Annotated in this window: 19 protein-coding genes and 1 pseudogene; 9 read left to right on the top strand and 11 right to left on the bottom strand. The window is 60.3% G+C overall.

Features of this window, described 5'->3' with window-relative positions; genetic code table 11:
- The 6 genes from DIE17_RS37740 to DIE17_RS29235 all read left to right on the top strand — a co-directional run.
- The coding region (locus DIE17_RS37740) for a hypothetical protein (RefSeq protein ID WP_221622538.1) at positions 1 to 193 on the top strand (193 nt) is incomplete at its 5' end.
- A 103-nt stretch (positions 194 to 296) separates the two neighbouring features.
- Complete coding sequence (locus DIE17_RS29255; protein ID WP_124523345.1) at positions 297 to 1,553, top strand: oligosaccharide flippase family protein; 1,257 nt, start codon at positions 297 to 299, stop codon at positions 1,551 to 1,553.
- On the top strand, positions 1,550 to 2,374 hold the full coding sequence (locus tag DIE17_RS29250; RefSeq protein ID WP_044846274.1) for a glycosyltransferase: 825 nt from the start codon (positions 1,550 to 1,552) through the stop codon (positions 2,372 to 2,374). Before DIE17_RS29255 ends, DIE17_RS29250 begins: the two co-directional genes overlap by 4 nt.
- 43 nt (positions 2,375 to 2,417) lie before the next feature.
- Positions 2,418 to 3,554: a glycosyltransferase family 4 protein gene (locus DIE17_RS29245; protein WP_124523347.1), complete on the top strand. Its 1,137-nt coding sequence runs from the start codon at positions 2,418 to 2,420 to the stop codon at positions 3,552 to 3,554.
- Between the two features lie 14 nt (positions 3,555 to 3,568).
- A complete protein-coding gene (gene galE / locus DIE17_RS29240; RefSeq protein ID WP_044846276.1) occupies positions 3,569 to 4,591 on the top strand; it encodes a UDP-glucose 4-epimerase GalE in 1,023 nt (340 codons plus the stop codon).
- A gap of 27 nt (positions 4,592 to 4,618) precedes the next feature.
- Positions 4,619 to 5,725, top strand: a complete 1,107-nt coding sequence (locus tag DIE17_RS29235; RefSeq protein WP_044846277.1) for an MraY family glycosyltransferase — start codon at positions 4,619 to 4,621, stop codon at positions 5,723 to 5,725.
- 82 nt (positions 5,726 to 5,807) lie between these two features.
- On the opposite strand, the gene DIE17_RS29230 is transcribed toward DIE17_RS29235, so the two are convergent.
- Genes DIE17_RS29230 through DIE17_RS29215 form a run of 4 tightly spaced genes read right to left on the bottom strand, consistent with a single transcriptional unit; the run spans position 5,808 to position 11,035 of the window.
- Positions 5,808 to 7,691, bottom strand: coding sequence for a nucleoside-diphosphate sugar epimerase/dehydratase (locus DIE17_RS29230; RefSeq protein ID WP_124572998.1), 1,884 nt, complete (start codon positions 7,689 to 7,691; stop codon positions 5,808 to 5,810).
- Positions 7,692 to 7,703: 12 nt separating this feature from the next.
- Positions 7,704 to 8,720, bottom strand: a complete 1,017-nt coding sequence (locus tag DIE17_RS29225) for an MraY family glycosyltransferase (RefSeq protein ID WP_124573000.1) — start codon at positions 8,718 to 8,720, stop codon at positions 7,704 to 7,706.
- A gap of 4 nt (positions 8,721 to 8,724) precedes the next feature.
- On the bottom strand, positions 8,725 to 9,690 hold the full coding sequence (locus tag DIE17_RS29220; RefSeq protein WP_124573002.1) for an NAD-dependent epimerase/dehydratase family protein: 966 nt from the start codon (positions 9,688 to 9,690) through the stop codon (positions 8,725 to 8,727).
- Between the two features lie 49 nt (positions 9,691 to 9,739).
- Entirely contained in the window at positions 9,740 to 11,035 is a 1,296-nt protein-coding gene (locus DIE17_RS29215) for a glycosyltransferase family 1 protein (protein ID WP_124573004.1), read from the bottom strand.
- 464 nt (positions 11,036 to 11,499) lie between these two features.
- Here DIE17_RS29215 and DIE17_RS29210 point away from each other — a divergent pair, with 464 nt between their 5' ends.
- From DIE17_RS29210 to DIE17_RS29200, 3 genes are all read left to right on the top strand, one after another.
- Positions 11,500 to 12,948 carry a mannose-1-phosphate guanylyltransferase/mannose-6-phosphate isomerase gene (locus DIE17_RS29210; protein ID WP_124529045.1) on the top strand — a complete coding sequence of 483 codons (1,449 nt, stop codon included), beginning with the start codon at positions 11,500 to 11,502 and terminating at the stop codon, positions 12,946 to 12,948.
- 80 nt (positions 12,949 to 13,028) lie between these two features.
- Positions 13,029 to 14,135 carry a glycosyltransferase family 4 protein gene (locus tag DIE17_RS29205; RefSeq protein WP_124529043.1) on the top strand — a complete coding sequence of 369 codons (1,107 nt, stop codon included), beginning with the start codon at positions 13,029 to 13,031 and terminating at the stop codon, positions 14,133 to 14,135.
- A gap of 75 nt (positions 14,136 to 14,210) precedes the next feature.
- Entirely contained in the window at positions 14,211 to 15,083 is an 873-nt protein-coding gene (locus DIE17_RS29200; protein WP_124573006.1) for a Stf0 family sulfotransferase, read from the top strand.
- A 189-nt stretch (positions 15,084 to 15,272) separates the two neighbouring features.
- Here DIE17_RS29200 and DIE17_RS29195 read toward each other — a convergent pair whose 3' ends face one another.
- From DIE17_RS29195 to DIE17_RS29165, 7 genes and pseudogenes are all read right to left on the bottom strand, one after another.
- Positions 15,273 to 15,590 (bottom strand): hypothetical protein, encoded by a 318-nt coding sequence (locus DIE17_RS29195; RefSeq protein WP_124573008.1) that lies wholly within the window; start codon positions 15,588 to 15,590, stop codon positions 15,273 to 15,275.
- Between the two features lie 333 nt (positions 15,591 to 15,923).
- On the bottom strand, positions 15,924 to 16,286 hold the full coding sequence (locus DIE17_RS29190) for an acyltransferase (protein ID WP_124573010.1): 363 nt from the start codon (positions 16,284 to 16,286) through the stop codon (positions 15,924 to 15,926).
- A 95-nt stretch (positions 16,287 to 16,381) separates the two neighbouring features.
- Positions 16,382 to 18,447, bottom strand: a pseudogene (locus DIE17_RS29185) (acyltransferase family protein).
- A gap of 73 nt (positions 18,448 to 18,520) precedes the next feature.
- Positions 18,521 to 19,603 (bottom strand): glycosyltransferase family 4 protein, encoded by a 1,083-nt coding sequence (locus tag DIE17_RS29180; RefSeq protein ID WP_185500340.1) that lies wholly within the window; start codon positions 19,601 to 19,603, stop codon positions 18,521 to 18,523.
- A gap of 29 nt (positions 19,604 to 19,632) precedes the next feature.
- Positions 19,633 to 21,855 (bottom strand): glycosyltransferase, encoded by a 2,223-nt coding sequence (locus DIE17_RS29175; protein ID WP_124573012.1) that lies wholly within the window; start codon positions 21,853 to 21,855, stop codon positions 19,633 to 19,635.
- A gap of 166 nt (positions 21,856 to 22,021) precedes the next feature.
- Entirely contained in the window at positions 22,022 to 23,089 is a 1,068-nt protein-coding gene (locus DIE17_RS29170) for a hypothetical protein (RefSeq protein ID WP_124529029.1), read from the bottom strand.
- Between the two features lie 134 nt (positions 23,090 to 23,223).
- Complete coding sequence (locus DIE17_RS29165; RefSeq protein ID WP_185500341.1) at positions 23,224 to 23,829, bottom strand: acyltransferase; 606 nt, start codon at positions 23,827 to 23,829, stop codon at positions 23,224 to 23,226.
- Positions 23,830 to 23,836 lie beyond the last annotated feature (7 nt).

Here is a 23,836-nt window from a genome sequence, read left to right as displayed (position 1 = left end):
CTTGCCGACCACACCGCGAATGTCATATGCCTTGAAGATGGATTGGGAGATCATCGATTCTCTCTGGGTTGCGTGCATGGAAAATAATCTGGCCGCCTTTCGCGCATGCCGGCCATCGTACATGCGGGCCTTGCGGAACAAGGAACGGGACGGCTGGAGCGGCCCCGATCCCACTTATAATCGCGGGTTTTGATGACGCGTATTTTGTCCATTTTAATGCCTAGCCGCTCCGCCGCCGCCAACCCGCCGCCTTCGGGCGCCCTGCCGGCCGCCTCCCGCTCGCGCGGCTGCCCCGCATGCTGAAGCGATTCGGCAACCCGGACGTCGCGAAGGCCGTCGCGAATCTCGTCTGGCTGGGGCTCGAACGGCTCACGCAGATCGGCGTCGCGATCGCGATCAGCGGTCTTCTGGCCCGTTATTTCGGGCCGGACGTGTTCGGCAAATGGCAGTATGCGAATACGCTTCTCCTCGTACTGGCGCCGCTCACCTGGGTGTGCGGCGCCGAAATCCTGGTTCCGACCATCGTCCAGCGCCCGCCCGCGCAACTCGGCGCGGTGCTCGGCAGCGCCTTCGTGCTGCGCATCGGCGTGTCCGCCGTCGCGCTCGTCGCGACCTGGATCGCGATCGGCGCCGGCGCGTTCGACCCGCTGGTCGGCGCGATGCTCGCGGGCCTCGCGGTCACGATGGTGTTCCGCGAGCCGTTCGTCGGCGTGATCAACGCGTGGCTGCAGAGCCTGACCTACAGCAAGCCGCAGCTCGTGACCAGCATGCTCACCGCGCTGGCGAAGGCGCTGCTCGTCTGGCTGCTGGTCCGCGCGGCCGCCGGCCCTGCCCGCTTCGCGTGGCTGTGGGCGCTGGAGGCCGCCGTGATCGGCTTCGCGCTGCTGCTCTACTTCCGCCATCGTAACGGCGGCGCGCTCGGCTGGACGTTCGACAAACCGCTGTTCAGGCACTTTGCCACCGCCGGCACCGTGTTCTGGCTAGGCCTGATCTGCATGTACCTGTTCCTGAAGCTCGACCGCCTGATGCTCGAGCGTCACGTGTCGTTCGCCGATCTCGGCCGCTACTCGGCGGCCCAGCAGCTCAACGAGAACTGGATCACGCTCGCGCTGATGCTCGCGCAGACCATCGCGCCCGCGTTCGTGTACCGCGTGCAGGACGTCGCGCGGCTGCGCCGCAACATCGTCCGGCTGATCGCGATGACCGCCGGCCTGATGATGGCCGGCGCGCTGGTGCTGGACGCGGCCGCGCCGCTCATCGTCGGCAAGGTGTTCGGCCGCGGTTACGAGGCGTCGGTCGACATCTTCCGCTGGGCGGTCTGGCTGTCCGTGCCGGCCGGCATCGAGGCGATAGGCAATCTTATCGTTCTCAAATATCAAGCAAAATTCGTGTTGCTGGCGAAATGGGTGCTCGCGCTCGCGATCGCCGCGCTCGTCAACGTGTTCGCCATCCCCCGGCTCGGCCTGTACGGCGCGCTCGTCGGGCTGGCGGCCGGCTATCTCGCCGCCGCCGCCGTTAATTTTTATTACATTCGTTTCAAGCTGCGCCCATGACGTCTCCCGATTGCCCGCCCCCGCTCGACGACGTGGCCGTGCTGATGCCGGCCTACAACGGCCACGACGACGTCGTGCGCACCCTCGCGTCGTTTCGCGAGGACGCGCCGGTGCACGTGCTGATCGTCGATGACGGCAGCACGCCGCCGATCGTGGCGCCCGACCTGCCCGGCCTTGCGGTCGAGGTGCTGCGCATGCCGCGCAACGGCGGCATCGAGCGCGCGCTCGAGGCCGGCATCGACGCGCTCGCGGCGCGCGGCTTCCGCTTCGCGGCCCGCATCGACGCCGGCGACCTCGCCGCGCCGCGGCGCCTCGCGAAGCAGCGCGCGTATCTCGATGCGCACCCGCGCGTGGCCTGCGTCGGCATGTGGACCCAGGTCGTGTCGCGTGCCGGCGAGCCGCGCTTCATGCTGACCCCGCCCGCCGACCCGCGCACGCTGCGCCGCACGCGCTTCCTGCGCTCGCCGCTCGTGCATCCGTCGGTCATGCTGCGCATCGACGCCGTGCGCGAAGTCGGCAATTACCGCGCGAAGTATCGCGCGGCCGAGGATCTCGATCTTTTTTTACGGTTAATGCAACGCTACGATTGCGCGAACCTGCCCGAGCTCGGCCTCTACTACGAGCTCAACGAGGGCGGGATCAGCGCGACCAAGCGCCGCCGCCAGCTGATATCGACGCTATCGCTGCTGCTGCGGCACTTCAACGTGCTGAACCCGTACGACTGGGCCGGCCTCGCCAAGAACCTGCTGCATTTCGTGACGCCGTACCGTACGCTGCAGCGGATCAAGCAGACGCTGTTCGCGGCGCGGCCGTCCGCGTAGCCCGCCTCCGGCATTTTCGACGCTTTATTTTTTGCTTTTTTTCATGTCCGCTACCTCCTCGCTGCGCATCGCGCTCGTCTGCAACACGGCCTGGGCGATCTACACGTACCGCCACGGGCTGATCCGTGCGCTCGTCGCCCGCGGCGCCGAGGTCATCGTGATCGCGCCGCACGACCGCACGGTGCCGCTGCTCGAGCAGATGGGCTGCCGCTACGTCGCGCTCGCCGTCGCGTCGAAAGGCACGAGTCCGCGCGAGGATCTCGGCACGCTTGCCGCGCTGGTGCGCCATTACCGCGCGCTCGAGCCCGATCTCGTGTTCCATTACACGATCAAGCCGAACATCTACGGGTCGATCGCCGCGTGGCTCGCGCGCGTGCCGTCGATCGCGGTCACGACCGGCCTCGGCTATGTGTTCATCCAGAAAAGCCGTGCGGCGAGCGTCGCGAAGCGCCTGTACCGGTTCGCGTTCCGCTTTCCGCGTGAAGTCTGGTTCCTGAACCGCGACGATCTCGCGACCTTCACCGACGAGCAGCTGCTCGCGCACCCCGAGCGCGCGCGGCTGCTGCACGGCGAAGGCGTCGATCTCGACCAGTTCGCACCGGTGCCGCTGCCCGCCGGCCGAGGCCCCGTGTTCATCCTGATCGGCCGGCTGCTGTGGGACAAGGGCGTGCGCGAATACGTCGAGGCCGCGCGCGTCGTGCGGGATCGCTACCCGGATGCGCGCTTCCAGCTGCTCGGGCCGCTCGGCGTCGACAATCCGAGTGCGATCGGCCGCGCGGACGTCGACGTGTGGGTCGGCGAAGGTGTCGTCGAGTATCTTGGCGAGGCGCACGACGTGCGCCCGCACATCGCGGCGGCCGACTGCGTCGTGCTGCCGTCGTACCGCGAGGGCGTGCCGCGCACGCTGATGGAAGCGTCCGCGATGGGCCGCCCGATCGTCGCGACCGACGTGCCGGGTTGCCGCGACGTCGTCGCCGACGGCGAAACCGGCTTCCTGTGCCGCGTGCGCGACAGTGCGAGCCTCGCGGAGCAGCTGATCCGCATGATCGAACTCGGGACCGCCGGACGCGACGCGATGGGCGCGTGCGGCCGCCGCAAGGTGAGCGCGGAATTCGACGAGCAGCAAGTCGTCGAACGCTACCGGCAGACCATTCATACATTGACCGGCATCACACTCTGAAGGAGCGCATCAGCATGACCGCTAAAGGCACCATCCTCGTTACCGGCGGTGCGGGCTATATCGGCTCGCATACGGCCGTCGAGCTGCTCGACAACGGCTACGATGTCGTGATCGTCGACAACCTCGTCAACAGCAAGGCCGAGTCCGTCCGGCGCATCGAGCGGATCACCGGCAGGACGCCCGCGTTCCACCAGGTCGACGTGTGCGACGAAGCCGCGCTCGCGAAGGTGTTCGACGCGCATCCGATCACGGGCACGATCCATTTCGCGGCGCTCAAGGCGGTCGGCGAATCGGTCGCGAAGCCGCTCGAGTATTACCAGAACAACCTTGGCGGGTTGCTCTCGGTGCTCAAGATCATGCGCGAGCGCAACGTCCGGCAGTTCGTGTTCAGCTCGTCGGCGACCGTGTACGGCGTGCCGGAGCGCTCGCCGATCGACGAATCGTTCCCGTTGTCGGCCACCAACCCGTACGGCCAGTCGAAGCTGATCGCCGAGCAGGTCCTGCGCGATCTCGAGGTATCGGACCCGTCGTGGCGCATCGCGACGCTGCGCTACTTCAACCCGGTCGGCGCGCATGCGAGCGGGCTGATCGGCGAGGATCCGGCCGGCATCCCGAACAACCTGATGCCGTACGTCGCGCAGGTCGCGGTCGGCAAGCTCGAGAAGCTGCGCGTGTTCGGCTCCGACTACCCGACGCCGGACGGCACCGGCGTGCGCGACTACATCCACGTCGTCGATCTCGCGAAGGGGCACATCGCCGCGCTCGACGCGCTCGCGAAGCGCGATGCGAGCTTCGTCGTGAACCTCGGCACCGGCCAGGGCTACAGCGTGCTGGAAGTCGTGCGCGCGTTCGAGAAGGCGTCGGGCCGCCCGGTGCCGTATGAACTCGTCGCGCGCCGCCCGGGCGACATCGCCGAGTGCTACGCGAATCCGCAGGCCGCGGCCGACCTCATCGGCTGGCGCGCGACGCTCGGGATCGACGAGATGTGCGCCGACCACTGGAAATGGCAGGAGGGGAACCCCCGCGGTTTTGTATAATCCGCTGTCCATTTTTCGAGCGATCCCATGCTCAGCTTCGCGTCCGGCTTCATCGTCTCCCTGCTCGTCACGTTGTTCATCGTGCGCTATGCGCATCTGCACGAGAAATTCTCGGTCGACAGCGACCTGGCCGGCGTGCAGAAATTCCACGTGCGGCCGGTGCCGCGCGTCGGGGGCATCGGGATCCTCGCCGGGGTCGTCATTGCCGCGCTACTCGTGTCGCGGCGCTATCCAACGATCGCCGGCAGCATTCTCGGAATCGTCGCGTGCGGGATGCCGGCGTTCCTGTCGGGCCTCGTCGAGGACCTGACCAAGCGCGTGTCGCCGCGCGCGCGGCTGCTCTGCACGATGGGCGCGGCCGCGCTGGCGTTCTGGCTGCTGGGCATCGCGGTCAAGCGGATCAGCGTGCCGCCGCTCGACTTCCTGCTCGGCTACGTGGCCATTTCGGCGTTCATCACGGTGCTCGCGGTCGCGGCCCTGGCCAACGCGATCAACATCATCGACGGCTTCAACGGCCTCGCGTCGATGGTCAGCTTCATGATGTTCGCGTCGCTTGCGTATGTCGCATTCCACGTCAACGACCCGGTCGTGATGTCGGCGTCGATCATCATGATGGGCGCCGTGCTCGGCTTCTTCCTGTGGAATTTCCCTGCGGGGCTGATCTTCCTCGGCGACGGCGGCGCGTATTTCATCGGCTTCATGCTCGCCGAACTCGCGATCATGCTCGTGATGCGCAATCGCGAAGTGTCGGCGTGGTATCCGGTGCTGCTGTTCATGTATCCGATCTTCGAGACGTGTTTCTCGATCTACCGGAAGAAGTTCATCCGCGGGATGTCGCCGGGGATTCCCGACGGCGTGCATCTTCATATGCTCGTGTACAAGCGGCTGATGCGCTGGGCCGTCGGGACGAAGCATGCGCACGACCTCACGCGGCGCAATTCGCTGACGTCGCCTTATCTTTGGCTGCTGTGCCTCGTTGCGGTGATTCCGGCGACGCTGTTCTGGCGGCACACGGTGCACCTGTTCGTTTTTGTCGTGCTGTTCGCGCTGACGTATGTGTGGCTTTATCTCAGCATCGTCAGGTTCAAGGTGCCGCGGTGGATGGTGGTGAGAAAGGAAAGACGCGGGCAGTGAGTCCAGCACCCAAAACGAAAAAAGCGCCTCGCGGGGCGCTTTTTTCATGCTCGGGGCCAACGTGGGCGGCGTCCGCGAGCGCTCATTCGTTCGATACGGCTCGCGCCATCGGCACGCTCTGCAGCACCGGGGCGACGGTCGTCTGATATTCCGGCACCCAGCGCCGCAGATCCCGCCGCACCTCGTCGTCGCTCAGCACGCGGTGCTGCATCAGCCACGGCAACAACTCGTCGAGCAGATGGTCCGGCACTTCCCGCGCACGTGCAATCCGCAGCTTCGGATGCGGCGTGCGCGTGGTCGTCTCGTCGTCCGCGAGCAGTTCCTCGTAGAGTTTCTCGCCCGGACGCAGCCCCGTGAATTCGATCCGGATCTGCCCTTCCGAGAAGCCGTAGAGACGGATCAGATCGCGCGCGAGATCCACGATCTTGACCGGCTCGCCCATGTCGAGAATGAAGATCTCGCCGCCGTGCCCCATGCTCGACGCCTGCAGCACGAGTTGCGACGCTTCAGGAATCGTCATGAAGAAGCGCGTGATCTCGGGATGCGTGACCGTCACCGGGCCGCCCTTCGCGATCTGCTGCTGGAACTTCGGGATCACGCTGCCGGCGCTGCCGAGCACGTTGCCGAAACGCACCGTCTCGAACTGCGTGCCTTCGCTCGTCTGCTGCAACGCCTGGCACGCCATCTCCGCGAGCCGCTTGCTCGCGCCCATCACATTGGTCGGATTGACGGCCTTGTCGGTCGAAATCAGCACGAAATGGCGCACGTTGTGGCGGATCGCCGAGCGGGCGACGCGATAGGTGCCCAGCACGTTGTTGCGCAGCGCCTGCCACGCGTTGTGCTCCTCCATCAGCGGCACATGCTTGTACGCGGCCGCGTGGAAAACGATATGCGGCGCATAGCGCGACATCACCTGGTCGAGCAGCAGCGAATCCTTCGCGTCGCCGATGATCGGTACGACAGGCTGGTCGGGGAAGCGCTCGCGCAGTTCCTCGGCGAGCCGGTACATCGCATATTCGGAGAGATCGAACGCGACCAGTTGCGCCGGCTTGAAACGTAGGATCTGCCGGCACAGCTCGGAACCGATCGAACCGCCCGCACCGGTTACCATCACGACGCGGCCGCGCAGCAGCGCCTCGACGTGCGGCGTGTCGATCGTGACGGCATCGCGTCCGAGCAAGTCCTCGAGATCGATATTGCGCACCTGCGACAGGAACCCCTGCCCCGGCATCAGCGCGGTCAGCGACGGCAGCACCATCGCCTTCACGCCGGCGCGCACGCACAATGTCGCAACGCGGCGCTGTGTTTCGACGGATGCCGACGGAATCGCGATGATCGCGTATTCGACCTTCATCGCATCGGTCCAGTGCTTCAGGTCGTTGAACGAGCCGAGCACCTTGTAGCCGTAGATCTCGCGCCCCTGCTTGGTCAGATCGTCGTCGAGGAGGCCCACCAGACGCCATTCCCCCGAACGCGACAGTTCGCGCGCGAGGCTCGCGCCGGCCGTGCCGGCGCCGAGCACGAGCACCGGCTTGCCCTGCCCGACGAGCCCGCCGTACAGGTAGAACTCCTTCGTTGCGCGGTACAGCGCACGGGCGCCGCCCATCGCGAGGAACAGCATCAGCGGCGACACGAGCAACACCGAACGCGGGATGATCGGCGACGGCTGGAACATCACGGCGCCGATCATCACGATCACGCCGCCGCCAATCACCGCCTTCGAAATCCGAACCAGATCCGGAAGGCTCGCGAACACCCACAGGCCGCGATACAGGCCGAATACGTGAAACATCAGCGCGTAGACGGGCAGCACCCAGACGAGCGCCGTCAGCGCGCCGCCCATGAAATCGGACGGAACGCTGCCGTTGAATCGGACGAGATAGGCGAACAACCACGCGGCGGTAACCGCCGTCAGGTCAAACAGGAAAGCGCTCAGCGAAAGCCATGATGCTTTGGATCGCAACATCGGCAGGAAACCTCAAGAGTTATTTTCGGCGGCCGACTGAAACCGGCGCCAGCGCATGTCGATTACCAGTCCGATACATGCCAGGACGCCGTACCACGCGAAGAACGACAGCCACTGCTGCAGTTCCGGGCGGCCCTTTGCCCACACGGCGACGATTATGCCTGCGAGCATGATGAGGTACCAATAAAGAGCGGTCCGGCGGTGACCTACGCCCGCCCGGACCATCCTTTGATAATAATGCTCCCGGTGCGCCTGCCAGAACTTTTCGCCACGTAACAGACGTCTCAAAAGTGTTACAGATGCGTCGGCAATAAAGGGCGCGAACACCAGCGCCGGGAACCAGATCGGCCAGACGCCGGCCCGCCAGCCCCAATAGCCGAGTGCACCAGCCAGGAATCCGAGCGGAATCGAACCCGCATCGCCGAGAAACAGCCGGGCCGGATGGAAGTTCAGCAGCAGAAAGCCGAGCGCGGCGCCGGCGACAGCCGAGCCGGCCACGGCCAGATCCGGTGACGGCATCGGGCCGGTCAGCGCCGCGACCGCATATGCGCCGAAGCCGAACAGCGCCATGCCGCCCGCGAGGCCGTCGGCGCCGTCCATGAAGTTGTACAGGTTCGTCAGCCACACCATCGCGAAGCCGATGCCGACCAGCAGCCACCACGGTGCGTCGGCCGGGAACACGGCGATCAGCGCGACGACCGCCGCGAGGTGCGCCGAGAACCGCACGCGGGCGGGCAGCCCGCGCCGGTCGTCGATCTGCGACATCGCGGCGAGTCCGGCGGCGGCGACGGCGATCAGCCACAAGTGCGGCGCCAGCGCGAGCAGCGCAACGACGCAGACCGGTACGATGCCCCATCCGCCGACGCGCGGCGTCGGCAGCGTATGGAGCGAACGGTCGTTCGGAATGTCGGTGGCAAGGCGCCACGCGAGGCCGGTCGCGAGCAGCATGCGCAGGATGGCCGTGGACGCAAGTACGGCGGCGAACGTCACCGCAGCTGCAGTGATCCATGAGGGAGTTGCGAGAAGCATGTGTTTATATTTGGGTACCGCGCGAACGATACCATGTAGCGGTCGCTTCGAGTCCCTGCTGCGTCGTGAACGGAGGTTGCCAGTCCAACGTGCGTTTCACGTGGGCGGTATCGAGCCGCAAGCTACCCGTTAGACGGTCGACAGCAGCATGTCGACCAGTCAGTTTGCCAAGTGCGTGCAACGCCGCAACCGGCACTGGAAACAGCCTCGTCGGCCTGCCGAGCACATCGCCGAGCGCGCGCAATAGCTCCACGATGGAAAGAGCGTCGTCATCGGCGATATGAAAGCACTCACCGGCAGCGCGTGGATCGCTTGCGCATCGAAGCAGGCTGTCGGCCAGATTTTCGACATACACGAGACTGCGGCGAGCGGTGACGCTCGCCAGCGGAAGCGGAATCGCCATGTCGACCGCTTTCATCAGCCCCAGAAAATTGGCGCCGACGCCTGGGCCATAGACGAGGGGCGGTCGCACAACGACGACTTCAAGACCTTGCGTTTGCCCGAATTCCCGGATCGCCAGTTCGGCCTCGAGTTTTGACATGCCATACGGATCTGTCGGCATCGCCTCGTCGTCCTCGCGCCACGGCCGTCCCGGCTCCCCCTCTCCCAGCGCCTTGATACTGCTTACCAATACCAAGCGGCGAGCACCAGCTCGCAATGCCGCCCTTGCGACGTTCAAGGACCCTTCGACATTTACCGCCCTGAAGGCAGCAAGCGGGTTCGCAACTCGATCCCGCATAACATGGACGCGGGCGGCTAGGTGAATAACGGCATCGCAACGGTCGAGCCCAGCGAAACCATTCGCAACACCGGCAAAGTTGTCGTCGCCAATCACGCACTCATGAACGTAGGACTCGCACACACCGGGCCGACGCACCAGCCCGATCACGTGATTGCCTTGTGCGTTGGCACGTAAACTGACGGCGCGACCCACGAATCCGTTTGCACCGCTGATCGCAATTCGCATCACGCATACCTTCCAATGAACGGCACGACTGCATGTCGCGCTGTTGCAGTATTCACGCCGCCACCGAACGGTACACGTCGCACGTTTTCTCGACCGTTGCGGACCACGTAAAGTCGGCTGCCCGGCGCAAGCCTTTCGCAACCAGTTCGCCACGCAGTGACTCATTGTCCAGCGTGCGTTCAAGGCCATCCGCGATCGCGTCAACAGCATACGGATCGACCTCCCATGCCGCTCCTCCAGCCACCTCGGGTAACGAGGTGACGTTCGAGGTCAGCACGGGCACGCCGCTCGCCATCGCTTCCGCCACCGGCAGACCAAATCCCTCGTAAAGCGAAGGGTACGCAAATACCGCCGCGGATGCGAACAACTGCACGAGATCGTTGCGGGACACATATCCGGGTGCGATCAATTGACCGCGCATGGCCAACGGTTCGATTTCCCGCATCAGCTCCGAATTCATCCAACCCTCGGCGCCGATCAACACGAGGGGAAACGCCTGGCGGACCGCAACCGGCAAGCGCGAGAACGCCTCCACGAGACGGCGCAGGTTCTTCCGGGGCTGAAGTGTGCATACCGATAGTACGAAGCCCTGGTAGCGCAATCCAGAACGCGATAGCACCGACTCGCATTCTTCCTCGCCCCGAGGCCTAAAACAGGGCTCCACGCCAAGATGGATCGCGATCACCTTGTCGTCCGGCAGACCGTAGATCTCATGAATGGCCTGCTTCGTGTAGTGGCTCACTGCAATCACGGCCCGCGCCTGCTCCAGAGTCCGAGGTAGTCCATCGTCTACGTATTTAACGGCGGCTTTGGGATGAAATTCCGGATGGCGACGATGCGATAGATCATGAATCGTAACGACGGTCGGTCCGCGATAGCGGGACGCGATGAAATTTGTCTCATGATAGATATAACCGCGAGCTGCAAACTCATCGCGCGGCCGCGCCGAAGCAAACCCTCTGAGCAATGTGCGGGCCTCATAGACTCCTGGAACATTCCGCGCCGCACGAACTGCTGACGCTACCGGCCCGCGGGTCAGCCGAGCCGCCTTTTTCAGCGCGGATTGATCGCACATCAATTCGTTAAGGCTGTCGTCCTCGTATACTTTCGGACCGATCCATCCTGCCAGAGCTTCGATATCCCGTTGCGTTCGCAGTCCTTCCAGCAAATGCTGGGTGTAGTAACCGACACCGCTTCTCGGAGGTCGCAGCGAATTCAGATCAAAAACGAGCTTCATGCGGTCCACTAACGACTGATTGGAGACTGTTTGAGGTTTGCCAGAGGCGGCAGTTAAACATCGATCGCTGCGCGCTTTTGCTTCGATTGCGAGATCCTCGTCGTGCAGCACCCGCAACGAATCGTGCCGAGTGGGAACGAAACCCACGGAATACGGATGTCATGTGAAGCAATAGCAGCCACGGACGGGGGCAATAGCTTAACACTCCGCCTGTCATGAAAGCGTGCCCGACAATCACCTTGCGCACCTCACCACTGCGACGTACTGCACGACGCCGCCCCAGTTCCTCCGACACGGACAGCGCGCTGACGTGCGGCGCGGGTTCAGGCTCGAAAAGGGCGCGATTATGTCGCCAAATGTAGTCAATGATGGTGCGAGCCCGTGCATCCCGGGTCGATGCCAACCCAGAAGCCGCCGAAGCAGTCCGGTGCAGCCCCGGTGGGGCTGGTACAGGACTCGCCCCCGTCGGCGAACCACAAAAAGTTTGTAACCTAATGCGTCGGATGGGGCGGGAGCTAGCGGAATCTCGGCTACAATCGTCCATTGCACCATAGATTCCTGCCGCTTAAGTTCACATGAGCATTGTTCCCATCATCATCTGCGGTGGCGCGGGCACCCGCCTTTGGCCGGTATCGCGCGAAGCGTTTCCGAAACCCCTGCTCAAGCTGGCGGACGGTCAATCATTACTGCAAAAGACTTACCTTCGCGCGTGCGGCATTCCAGGCGTCGAGGAAATCGTCTTCGTCACGAATCGCGATACATACTTCCTGACCAAGGACGAATGCACTGAAATTCGCCACGACGGTGTGAAGATGGGGTTCGTACTCGAACCGGTTTCGCGCAATACCGCGGCAGCGATCGAAGCCGCTGCGCTGGTCGTGCGTGAGCGCCATGGTCCGGAAGCGGTCATGCTCGTCATGCCGGCGGACCATTTGATCAACGATCTCGCAGCGTTCAATGCGGCAGTCCAGAAGGCATCGGACGCAGCCAATGCCGGCAAGGTGGTGGCGTTCGGCGTGAAGCCGACCCGCGCTGAAACGGGCTTCGGCTATATCCAGTACGACCGCGGCACGCGTGAAGAAACTGACGCTTGCGACATCGTCAGCTTCGTCGAGAAACCGAACGCCGAAGTGGCTGCAAAGCTTGCGACTGACGGTCAGCATGCGTGGAATGCGGGCATTTTCTGTTTCGCCGCCCAGACGATGCTCGACGAAATGGAAACGCTGGCGATCGACGTTGCCGAGCCGGTCAAGCAAGCCGTTCCCGACGGAAGCTGGACCTCGATCGGCGAGGATTACGTCGTGGAACTCACGCGCACAGCATTCGAAACGGCAAAGGACATCTCGATCGACTACGCCGTGATGGAGCGCACGAAGAAGGCGGCAGTCGTGCCGTGCGACATCGGCTGGAGCGACATCGGCTCCTGGCTCGCCATCAGCGACCTGACCCAGCCCGACGATCAAGGCAACCGGATTGAAGGTGCCGCCCTTCTGCACGATACGTCGAACTGCTATTTCCGTTCCGAAGACCGGATGATCGGTGCCGTGGGTGTCGAGGATCTCGTGGTCGTGGACACGCCCGACGCACTGTTGATCGCCCGGCGCGACCGCGCGCAGGACGTCAAGCAAATCGTCGCGCAGTTGAAGCAATCGAATCACGACGCGTATCGAATCCATCGGACAGTTCATCGTCCGTGGGGCACTTATACGGTGCTCGAAGAAGGTGATCGCTTCAAGATGAAGCGCATCGTCGTCAAGCCCGGGGCGTCGTTGTCGTTGCAGATGCACCATCATCGCAGCGAACACTGGATCGTCGTGCGCGGATGTGCAGACGTCGTCAACGGTGAACGCGTCATTTCGCTACAACCGAACGAGTCGACATACATTCCCGCTGGGCACAAACATCGGCTGATCAATCCGGGTGTCGTCGACCTCGTACTCATTGAAGTGCAGTGCGGAGAATATCTCGGGGAAGACGATATCGTCCGCTTCGAGGACGTCTACGGACGGGCGCCTGCAACCTGACGCCAAGCGGCGCAATACTCAAGGGGGCGATACGATATCGCCCCCCTGCCGTTTGCGCTCCTTTGGTGACCTGAAGCGATATGCACGTTTTACATTTCTACAAGACCTACCGCCCGGACTCGATGGGAGGGGTAGAAGAACTAATCGGCCAGGTATGCTCGGGCGCTAGCAAGCATGGAATCACCAGTGAAGTCCTGACCGTTAGCACGGACACGACTTCCGTCGACTTTGGCGACCATGTTCACCATCGAGCCAAGGTGAACGTCCAGATTGCGTCCTCTCCATTCTCGATTGCGGCATTCCAGCGCTTTGCCGAACTTGCCCGACGGGCCGATGTCATCCATTACCACTTTCCGTGGCCCTTCATGGATGTCGTCCATTTCGCCACGCGTTGTCGGAAGCCGTCTGTCGTCACGTACCATGCCGACATCACGCGGCAGAAGGTTCTGCTTCAGGCTTACAAGCCACTGCAGCGCCTCTTTCTGCGCGACGTCGATCGAATCGTGGCGACATCGCCAAACTACCTCGAGACAAGCCCCGTATTGCGTCAATTCAAGGACAAGGTTGACGTCATTCCGATCGGTCTCGATGAAACTCGCTACCCTACGGTCGACCCAGAGCGAGTCGCCTATTGGCACAACCGGGTAGGTTCAAAATTCTTCCTGTTCGTCGGCAATTTGCGCTACTACAAAGGCCTGCACATCCTGTTGGATGCGCTCGTCAGTACGTCGATGAAGGTGGTAATCGTCGGAGCCGGGCCAGTCGAGAGCGAGCTCAAGGCCCAAGCCGCACGCCTCGGGCTGGGTGACCGCGCGATATTCGTCGGCGCGGTGCCCGACGAAGACAAGGTTGCCCTTCTGAGTATGTGCCACGGGCTCACGTTTCCGTCGCACCTCCGCGCCGAGGCATTCGGCATCTCGCTAGTCGAAGGAGCAATGTTCGGCAAAGCGTTGGTTTCCACCGAGATTGGCACGGGTACCTCGTATGTGAATGTCGCGGGCAAGACGGGACTGGTTGTTCCCCCGAACGATCCCGCCGCCCTGCGCGCTGCAATGACCACCCTGTGGAACGATTCCGACCTGGCTGCAACACTTGGTAAACATGCACGCCAGCGATTCGAGCAAAATCTAACCGCCGGACAGATGATCGATCGCTACGTCGATCTTTACCATCAATTGTCCCGGTAAGGGTGCGACGGCGACGGCGGAGACACCAGCGCGGCCGAATCGCCTCAGGCCAATCAATTCCCTTGCAAGCAAACGATGTCGCAGCGCATTGATAAAACAACGCTCCTGAGCCGGCTGGAACAAGCCGGCATACACAGAACCTTTACGATCGCATTTACCCCTCGCTGCGGCAGTACCGTCTTGTCCAATGCATTGACCGGCGCCGGCATTGGACGACCGACCGAGTACTTCCAGTATCCCTACTCCGAACAGTCTCCATTTGGTGTAACACCTGGGGAACGCTTCGAAGAAAATTTTGAAACGCTGGTGCTCGATCGAAGTGCCAATGGTATTTTCGGTTCAAAGATCATGCACGATCATCGTGCGCACCTCGATGACTGGTTGGCAAGCAGCGTTGACGGCTACGCAACGCTGGACGACATCCTGCCCAACCATCGCTGGGTTTATATCCGGCGAGAAAATTCGATCAAGCAAGCCGTATCCCTCTACATTGCGGACGAAACCGGTGTATGGCACATGCCGGCAGGCAGTGATTCAGGCACATCTCCGCCGGAAGTTCGATACGACTTCTTCGCGATCCTGACGAAGCTGATGATGCTTTTATCACATGAAGCTAACTGGGACGCGTATTTCGACAAGACCGGCATCCAACCGCTGCGGATGACGTACGAATCACTAATAGCTTCGCCGTCCAAGTTCCTTACGGCGATGGCCGATCATCTCAACGCTCCCGCGCACGAGATAACCAGCGCCCATTTGAGCCGCAGCGGAGGCCTGGATAAAATATCCGACCGAATGAGCGACGTTTATCGAGATATTCGTGAGCGCTTTACTAGAGATTTTCTCAACATCGGACGGCGTGATAATCGTGCAATGCTCGGCGCCGGCCTAGAGCGCTGGGTCGATTTCTTCGGCAACCAACGATGGCGAACCGAGGATCCCAAATAAGCGAGATATCTGCCGACACGCAGGTACCCTGCAATCAACACAATAGCTACCTGAGTTCATCCTCCTGCGCCCCTGATCATCGAGCGCATTCGGTCTTCGCGCGGCTCAGCAAGAAAGAGCTGCCGCCACGAATTGACGGCCCTGAACTCCACGAAACGATACGTCATCGCGGAAAGAAATACCGTCGCCCTAATGAAGCAGGCGATGCGTATCGCCCCCCGCCCCGCCGAGATCGATCTGCAACGCGCGCAGTACGGGCAGATGCCAGAGATAGACGCTATAGCATCCCATGCCGAACACCTGCAACACACGGGAACGCAATAACCTTGCGAGCAGCGACCCGTCGCTCAGCGCAGTGACGATAAACAACGCCGACGCGATATCGAGCACGTTGTTCAGGACGGCCGTCCATTCCGCCGGAATCCGTTTGTCGAAGTCACCCGGTAAAACCGCAAGTTGCCACAACCAGCAACGCCGTCGCAACAAGAGGCAGAACGCGGCGACCATTGTCCGATCACATAAGAGCGCGCAAGCCACATGCCGATAACGAACTCATCGAGTCGGCCAATGAGAAGTGCGTCGATGATCCAGTCCGGTCCGAAGAATACCGGGTAGTAAATTCTCCGGAGCAGCCTGACGCACAATGAGAAAACAATTGCAAAGCCAAGCAGTCGCGTCAAGCCGATCCGCTCTGCAATCGCGACCAGGAGTGGAAATATCAGGCTGAACAGCACTTCCGTTCCGATGGACCGGAGCGCCCAATTCGAAGATGGCGAGTACGTATCCGGAAAAAGCGGGAACGTAAAGGTCAGGCACCGGACGATCTCACGGATCGCCCGTTCATTTGCATTGACGAATTGTCCGCTCAGAGCGAACGTCGCCACCACGACCAGAATACATTGGCATCAGGCGAAGGAAGCGATGCCTGTAGAACTGAGCAACATCTTCGCGCCCGGTGAAGCTCCGTTTACCGGCTGCATACGGCAAATAGAGCACGAAACCCGAAAGGATGAAGAATAGGTTCACGCCCATCCAACCATTCCATAGTACCAGCTCAGTAGGCGTACCCCAAAGGCGCGGCGGCGTCGGCACAAGCACAAAACTCAAGCGATGCCAGACAACCGCAAGAATGGCGATTCCGCGCAGCCCATTGATCTCAGCAAGGCGGGGGATTCGAACTCCGTGCTCCGGAACAGTGGCCATGATTTCCGTCGATCGCCCTTTACCGCCACGTCACGCGTATCGCAAATATCTGCGATACGCGTGACGCACGACCCAAATTTGCCGACTCGAACCTATTACAACAACTTCAACATCAGCGATTCGAAGCCCGGTAGTACGCGCAAGTTGCCATATCCGCTAATGTGGTCTCCGTCGAAGAACAGGGGTCTTCTGCCGTCATATGCTGAACACGCCTTATCCGAACACAGCATCGGCAGCGGATCCCAAGTATATACATTCGGCACCTTCGCTTCCATCTGCTCATACGATTTCAGAATCGGAGCTCGCATTTCATCGATTTCACTACGACTGATCAACGGACCGCGCTCACAAATCGGATTGTGCCGATTGAACCAATCCGAGCAACGATATGGAACCATACGGAAAATCGGCTTTGGCGCTTCCAGCACAACTTTGCCACCACGCTTCTCTATATCCTGCAGTATCGGAATGGCCTCTTCGACTGATCGAGTTCGGCCTTTGACTGCCTCGTCACCAAACAACTGATTGCGCGCAGTCTCATCGCCAAAATAAGCCCATTGATCGATCATTCGGGGCAAACGCAATGAGGGCAGGAAAACCACGTCACCAGGCTGCAGCTTCGCCAGCATATCCTTCAACGCCGAATCGCCGTACTGATGGCAGACCGGGTTTCCGTCCTCGCGCCACGGCTGCAAACTAAGAAACGGACAACCGGCATTGTTGTAAGCGTAAACCGTTACACCTGTTTGCACCACGAATTGCTTGAACATTCCCGAATAGGCCATCGCATGAGAGTCGCCGATTACGAAGACCCGATGCGAACTCCTCGCCGGCAGATCGCAGTTTTTACGCGAATAGACCCAGAGCTGCCCGCCTTGCACGTCCTGAGGCGCGACGTCGGTATGACAACCGGGGAAAGCGGGACTCGTGTCGGTTCCATACGGATACCAATCGTCTCCGTGTCTAGTCACACGGTGCTCAAGGAAAACTTAGGTTGAGCTTCAGCCATCATTGACGACAGCCCCGCGCCACCAATCATCAGGCAAAGTCCACATCCCACGATGACGAGGCGGGGAATTCGGGCTGCCGACAATCCATGTCGGAACGGTTCCTCAATGAATCGGTATGACGCCATCGCCAACGCGAACGTCAGCACAATGGCGCAAACAATCGCGAGCGGCGACTCAAGCCCCGCCGTCCAGCGCAACACCACGTAAACTGGCCAGTGCCACAAATAGAGCGAATAGGAAATTCGCCCCACAAAACGAGCCGGACCACTTTCAAGTACCGTCGAGATGAAACCCGCATGCTCGCGACGATACAAAAATCCCAGCAGGCCGACCGTGCCGATTACTGGAACGATCGCGCCTGGAAACGGATAATGATCTGACTTCGAAATCACGAGTCCGGCCATCACCGTCGCTAATGAGATCCATGCCCCTATCTTGACGCCCGCGGTAGCAGGCGCTCGAGTCGATTCATTCGTGATGAACCCGGAGAGCGCGAAACATTGGTACAGCAAAACGCCAGCGGCCAGCTCCCAGAATCGACCGAAAATGAAATAGAACGCTTGCGTTTGATTCGCCTGCCCGAGCCAGTGCCCCCACACGAATGACGCACCGAACGCCGCAGCAATCAGAATGACCGACAGATGTCGCCAGTTCTTTCGGGCGAGCCAAGCCCAGAACAAAAACGGAAAGGCCAGATAGAACTGCTCCTCAACGCCAAGCGACCAAGTGTGCGTGTATGGGTTGAATTCAGCGGTCGGAGAAAAATAGTCGTTGCCGACCGAGCCCAAAATGAAGTTACTCAGGCCGAAGAATGCATAGAGACCGGTCTTTTGGCTCTTATCACTCAGATACGACGACGGGATGAACAATGCGGAAACGAGTCCCGTTACCAGCAACACGACGATCAGTGCAGGCAAAATTCGCCGCATCCGCCGTGCATAGAACAACAGCAGAAATCGCCCGATCGAGATCGAACCGAGATTCGCGACCGAGGAACTGACGACGAATCCGGAGATCACGAAAAAGATATCGACCCCGGAAAATCCACCAGGAAGCCAATGGGCGTTCAGGTGGAAAAGCATGACGGACAATACCGCCAATGCACGTAGGCCGTCGATATATGGAAAATAGGCTGTCTTCGCACTCGCCATTGCTAGTTATCTTAAAAATTGGACGCCTTTATCACTGCCCGAGCGGCATCCCACACAGGCAGGCCGCCTTGAATTATTGGATCTTGCTTACGAGATTGACGAAATTCCTTGCTACCCTGCTCGGCGAAAACTGCTCAGCATACCGGGTCGCATGTCTGACAAACGTCTCATAACTCTCGCCACCCTGACCGCGCCATGCAGCCGACGTGACTTTCTCCACTGCTTGAGCAAGCTCTGCGGAAAGACTGTTAATGCAGCCCGTGTCGACGAGTCGACCGAAGCCGTTCGTCACCGACGGTACGTTGGAGTTGTCGTAGGCGATGACATAGCATCCGTTGGAGATCGCCTCGACAATCGGTACTCCGAATCCTTCGTGATAGGTCGGCAAGACGAACAAATCGGCATCCTGCAGGATCTCGTGCTTCTGCTCTTCCGAAGCGTTGCCATGAATGTTAACGTCGACGCGTCGGCCATACTGTCGCACCAGCGCGGCAATGATCGTCTCGATCTGCGCCAGAAGTTCAGGATCCGAAAACAACAGATTGCCGACCATATCGACTTTGAGTCCGCATGTCGGGTTCGATGCCAATACGTTGCTGAGCGCCATCAGCAACTCATGCGGCCCTTTCGACTTCACGAACCTGCCGATGAACGCGATGCGTACGATGTTATCCACAACGCTCGGCTTTCTCGATGGAGGGTGCGACATCGAGTGAATTGCAAGTGGCAACACCGTGGCAGGCGTGTTGATACCAGCCTTGCGGAGCACCTCGAGATTCGTATCGCTCACGCAGATGACGTGATCGGCCCACGCAATATTCGACATCTGCGAAAAGGACTGGTCGATCAGTGCACGACTTTCCGGTTTGACGAACTCCCGCGGCGTGACATTATGAAACACCACCAGACGTCGTGCGTTCGCCGGAACGATCGACAACAGATCGAACAGCGGATAGTAGATGCCGAAGTGAAAGATGACGACATCACTCGCCAGAAAATGCGGATCGAACGCAATATCCCTGACGTCAGACACCACCGTCGACGGAATGTCTTCATACTCGCATGCGTACGCGTACAAGCGAACGTCGTCGACACCGCTCTTGCGCAAAGCGCGTACTTCGTCACGGATGCTGTTGGAAATTGCGTCGTTCTTCACGCAAATTCCGTTCACGTATGAGACTTTCATTACGCAACCGAATTGAGGTGGTTGTTGATCGCAAGCGAATAAAGTGCCGAACTCTCGGATGCCATACGCGTTGCCGTAAACCGCTCCGCGAACAGGCGTTTTCCGGCAGCCCCCATACGCTCACGCAGTTCGGACGAGTCGACAAGCCGCCGAATTGCTTGCGCCAGCGACTTCGCGTCACCTGGTGTCACTAGTAATCCGTTGACATCGTGCGAAACCACCTCTGGCATCCCGCCCGCGGCGCATCCGATCACAGGCTTTCCTTCGCGCATGGCCTCGAGGAACACGAGACCAAACGATTCGAATCGACTCGGGGCGATAAAGACGTCGCATTCGGCATAAGCCGCGCGCACCACCTCATCCGGCACACGGCCCTCGAACGACAAACGATCGCCCCACTTGCGCCCGGCATCCGAATCGAGAAAAACGTCCTTGAAGGGACGTCCGGTCGGACCCGGCAGCGTGTCATCACCGATCACCCGCACCTTCAGGTTCGGTGTTTCTGCGAGTACATCCGGAAGCGCCTCCAATAACACGTCAATGCCTTTGCGCGGCTCAAGTCGACCGACAAACAGCAGCGTGACAACATCGGGGTTTGACGTAGGCTTCCCCTTCGACGTGGGCGCATTTGCCGCAAGGCCGTGCGGCACGACGATCGTCTTCTGTTGATCGAATTTGAATCCGTACGCTGCCTCGATCTCGGTCACGATCGCCCGACTATTGGCGCGAACCGCGTTTACGCGAGTCATCATTTCCTGCTCCAGCGCGAGCATCGGCTTGCCGAACGACTTCATCCACGCGGCATCGGCGGCGTACTCGGGATGCGTCTGAATCCAGAAGTGCAGCGTCGTGTGCAAACTCGTCACTACCGGCCAACGACCGTCGAACAGGAATGCGCATCCCTCGCAGTCCCAGATCGGTGCTTCGACCACGCCGATCTTGCGATGCGACGCAATGCGCTCGACTTCCTCGAGCGCCGTTGCCGACCAGTTCCAGATGTGGGCGGGAATATTCCTCTCGACGGCATCGCTGGAACGCCCCATCTCTTTCGTTACGATACGGTGAATCCACGCCCCATTTTCGAAATCGACACGATTGAAATCCGGGCTCTGTGTAATCACGTGAACGATTCGGCCTTCCGAGCCGAGCCCTTCGGCAAGATCCTTGTTGAACGTGGCAATTCCACCTGCTTGCGCCGGCGGATAATCGCGCGCGATCAACACAATTGCGTCCTGACTCGAATCACCGAATGTCTGGAATTTCTTGAATTCGCCAGCGACACGTGCCTTCTTTTCGGCGGTGATCAGTTCCGCGTGCCCGTTCAATCCATGTTCAACGCCGGTATCCCAGGCGCGGGCATTCTCCTCCTTGAATTTGTCGAGTTCCGACTTGTCAAGACGGCCGCCGTCTATATGGAAGCGAATATCGTTTTGGTGTCCTTGCGAAAACTTCCGGTTGTCGTCGAAGATCTCTTCCAGCGGCAGATATTTGCGTGCGTGCTTGAGCGAAAAATAGATCTTGTTCTTGATCACCGGATACCGGTAACGCGTGATCTTGTGATCGTCGCGAACATGGCTCGGCGCAAATTTATGGTGCACGTACGCGTTCGACAACTGACGAATGACGTATCCGGCGTCGACCAATCGGCAGCACAGCTCCGTTTCATCGAGGTAGTACTCGATCTCCTCGTCGAAGCCGCCCACCTCCATCAGGGCTGACCGACGAAATGATGCGTTTGTCCCCTGAAGGTAAGGAAATTCATAGGATCCCGGAAAGCATAGATGCTCGGCACTCTTCTTTGCGGCCCAGTTCGAATTTCCCAAGCGATTGGCGGTACTGTACTCATACTGGAATGTGTAACCCGTCTGATCGAACACGAGCCCACCCGCACCGCCGATTTCTGGAGAGTCGTAAGCTGCCGCGAGTTGTGTGAGCCATTCCGGCTCCGGGATCGCATCGTCATCGATAAAGGCAACGACGTCACCTTCGGCCATGCAGATGCCGACGTTTCGAGAAACCGACAGGTTCGCGACCGGACACGTCCCGGCGCGGATGAACGACGACCAGGACGAAATCACGTCCGCCGACCCATCAGTCGACGGCCCGTTCACTACGATGACTTCGAAGTCACCAGCGTACCGAATCCAGCGAAAACTCTCTAACGTCTTCTGCAACAATGCGGCACGATTGAGCGTATTTATGACAATCGAAAAGCTCAACATGGGTTACCTCGATATTTCGGTACAGTGTTTGATGGTGATACTCGACAAAGCGGCGTCGTTCGCACATTCGGTGGTTCGGTATGCTTGCCGTTTCGTTTCGTCACGGCCATCGAGGGCCTGACCGAACGAAGGCAGGTGACGACTGCACTCGATCGCAGACGTTGCATCAGGCCGGTATCGCACGTTTCGCCACGATTTCAAATTCGTAGCAGTTCCCGTTGCGTCGTCCAGTCTGGATCACCGAAATATCGACAAACCCCGCCTCCTTCAGAATGGCCGACATGGATTCAGGGGTGAACATGTTGAAGTGAAAATCGCCGTCGTAATCCTGACCACCGAACGTCACCTCGCGCAGGTACGCGTACGGGTAATCACCGTCGATGTAGTTCTTCATCATCGCCTGTGCATCGGGAACGACCGCGTGGAACTCGCCACCCGGCTTCAGAAGGCCGAACCAGTATGGCAACAACTCGCGGGCCATCTGCTCCTGAGGAAAATGCTCAAGCAAGTGCGCGGAGAAAATTTCAGTCAACTCACCATTCTTGAATGGCAGTTCGTCGACCTCCGAGACGATATCGACACCCGGCAATGCTCGGCGGTCGACATTCAAATAGCCGTCCAGCGCGATATGGCCGCAACCCAGATTAAGGCGCAACTGACCGTTGCTGGCTGCTGCGGCCACCTTCTCCTTCGCGATGATTTCTGTCTTCGCCTTCAGCGTGTCTTCCTTCTCGCCCGGCGACGAAGCGCCATAGCGCATTTCGAACATCAATTCCCGGCGAACGAATTCGACGCGGCCAAGCAGATATCGAACAGAGTCGTCCATGCCGCCCAAGCGCTCGTCCAGGCGACGTACAAGCGCCTCGACTTCCGGCAGGCGTGCGTCCGCACTTTCGCGCTGCTTCGCCAATGCCTCATGGTCCGACGCCTTGCGCTCTTCGAGTACGGCCTTCAGTTGTTTGACGTCCGCATGAAGCCGTCGCAACGCAACGGGCACCGATCGTACGAGATTGTCTTGGTCGTTATCGATCAACCGTTGACGATCGTTCAACTCCGACAACGTGCGCAAGAGCATCGGAAGCTGATCTCGTTCATAAACGTCCTGACGATGCATGACGTCGGCGCGGAACTCAGGGAGCCGTATCGCGGCGACCACGATGCGTACGAGTCGGCCCACTACCGGCCAGTTCGCAACGGCTCGCACCACCTTTCTAATTTCAGCCTTCATATTCAATCAACTCTCAAAATACGCTCAATGATTCTCTGCCGCGACTAGGCGCGGTGCTCACGAAGTTCCGTCCCTGGCTTCCGTTCGACAGTGCGAAAGGTCTGCTGTATCGAGGTCGCCCTGAAGCTCCGTGCGTACACTCAAATCAACTTCCGGATCTTGCGCGCTGGAACGCCACCGTACAGCCAACCCGCCTCGACTTCGTCGCACGTCACGACTGCGCCCGCAGCGATCACCGCATGGTCGCCGATCGTACACGGGCCCGCGACGATCGCGTTGGATGCAATCCAAACCCCTTTCCCAATCACGATATCGCGCCCTTCCCGCGGATAGTCGTGCCGGGCGGACATCTGCTCAGTCAACGGATGCGTGCCCGTAATCAAACTGACGTTATGACCGAAGAACGTCTGATCGCCAATGACGATGCGCCCTGATGACACATTCATCAGCGTGTTCACCAATTGCACGCCCTCTCCGAGCGAGATGCGGTCCCATTCACCGCCGAACACGACCGGCGTCATGACCAGTCGCTGCGCGATTCCCGGCGTCATCCGCTCGATGAGGCGCTCGACGACGGAATCTGACTCCCATGGCACGGACTGCGACGCGTTTGACGATTGCTCCGCCGCCACGCGCCGGGTAACTTGAGCCATGAAGTCCGCCGATTCAGCAAGACGCGAGATGACACGATCGGTCACGGCTTCAATCAATCGTTCCCGGATTTTTGTCCTAAGACGCTCAAACATGTGAATA

This window comes from Burkholderia sp. Bp9099 (assembly GCF_003857805.1).
In the GTDB taxonomy this organism is placed as follows: Bacteria; Pseudomonadota; Gammaproteobacteria; order Burkholderiales; family Burkholderiaceae; genus Burkholderia.
Note: the sequence above shows the minus strand (reverse complement) of the source record. Positions and strands in the feature narration are given on the sequence as shown.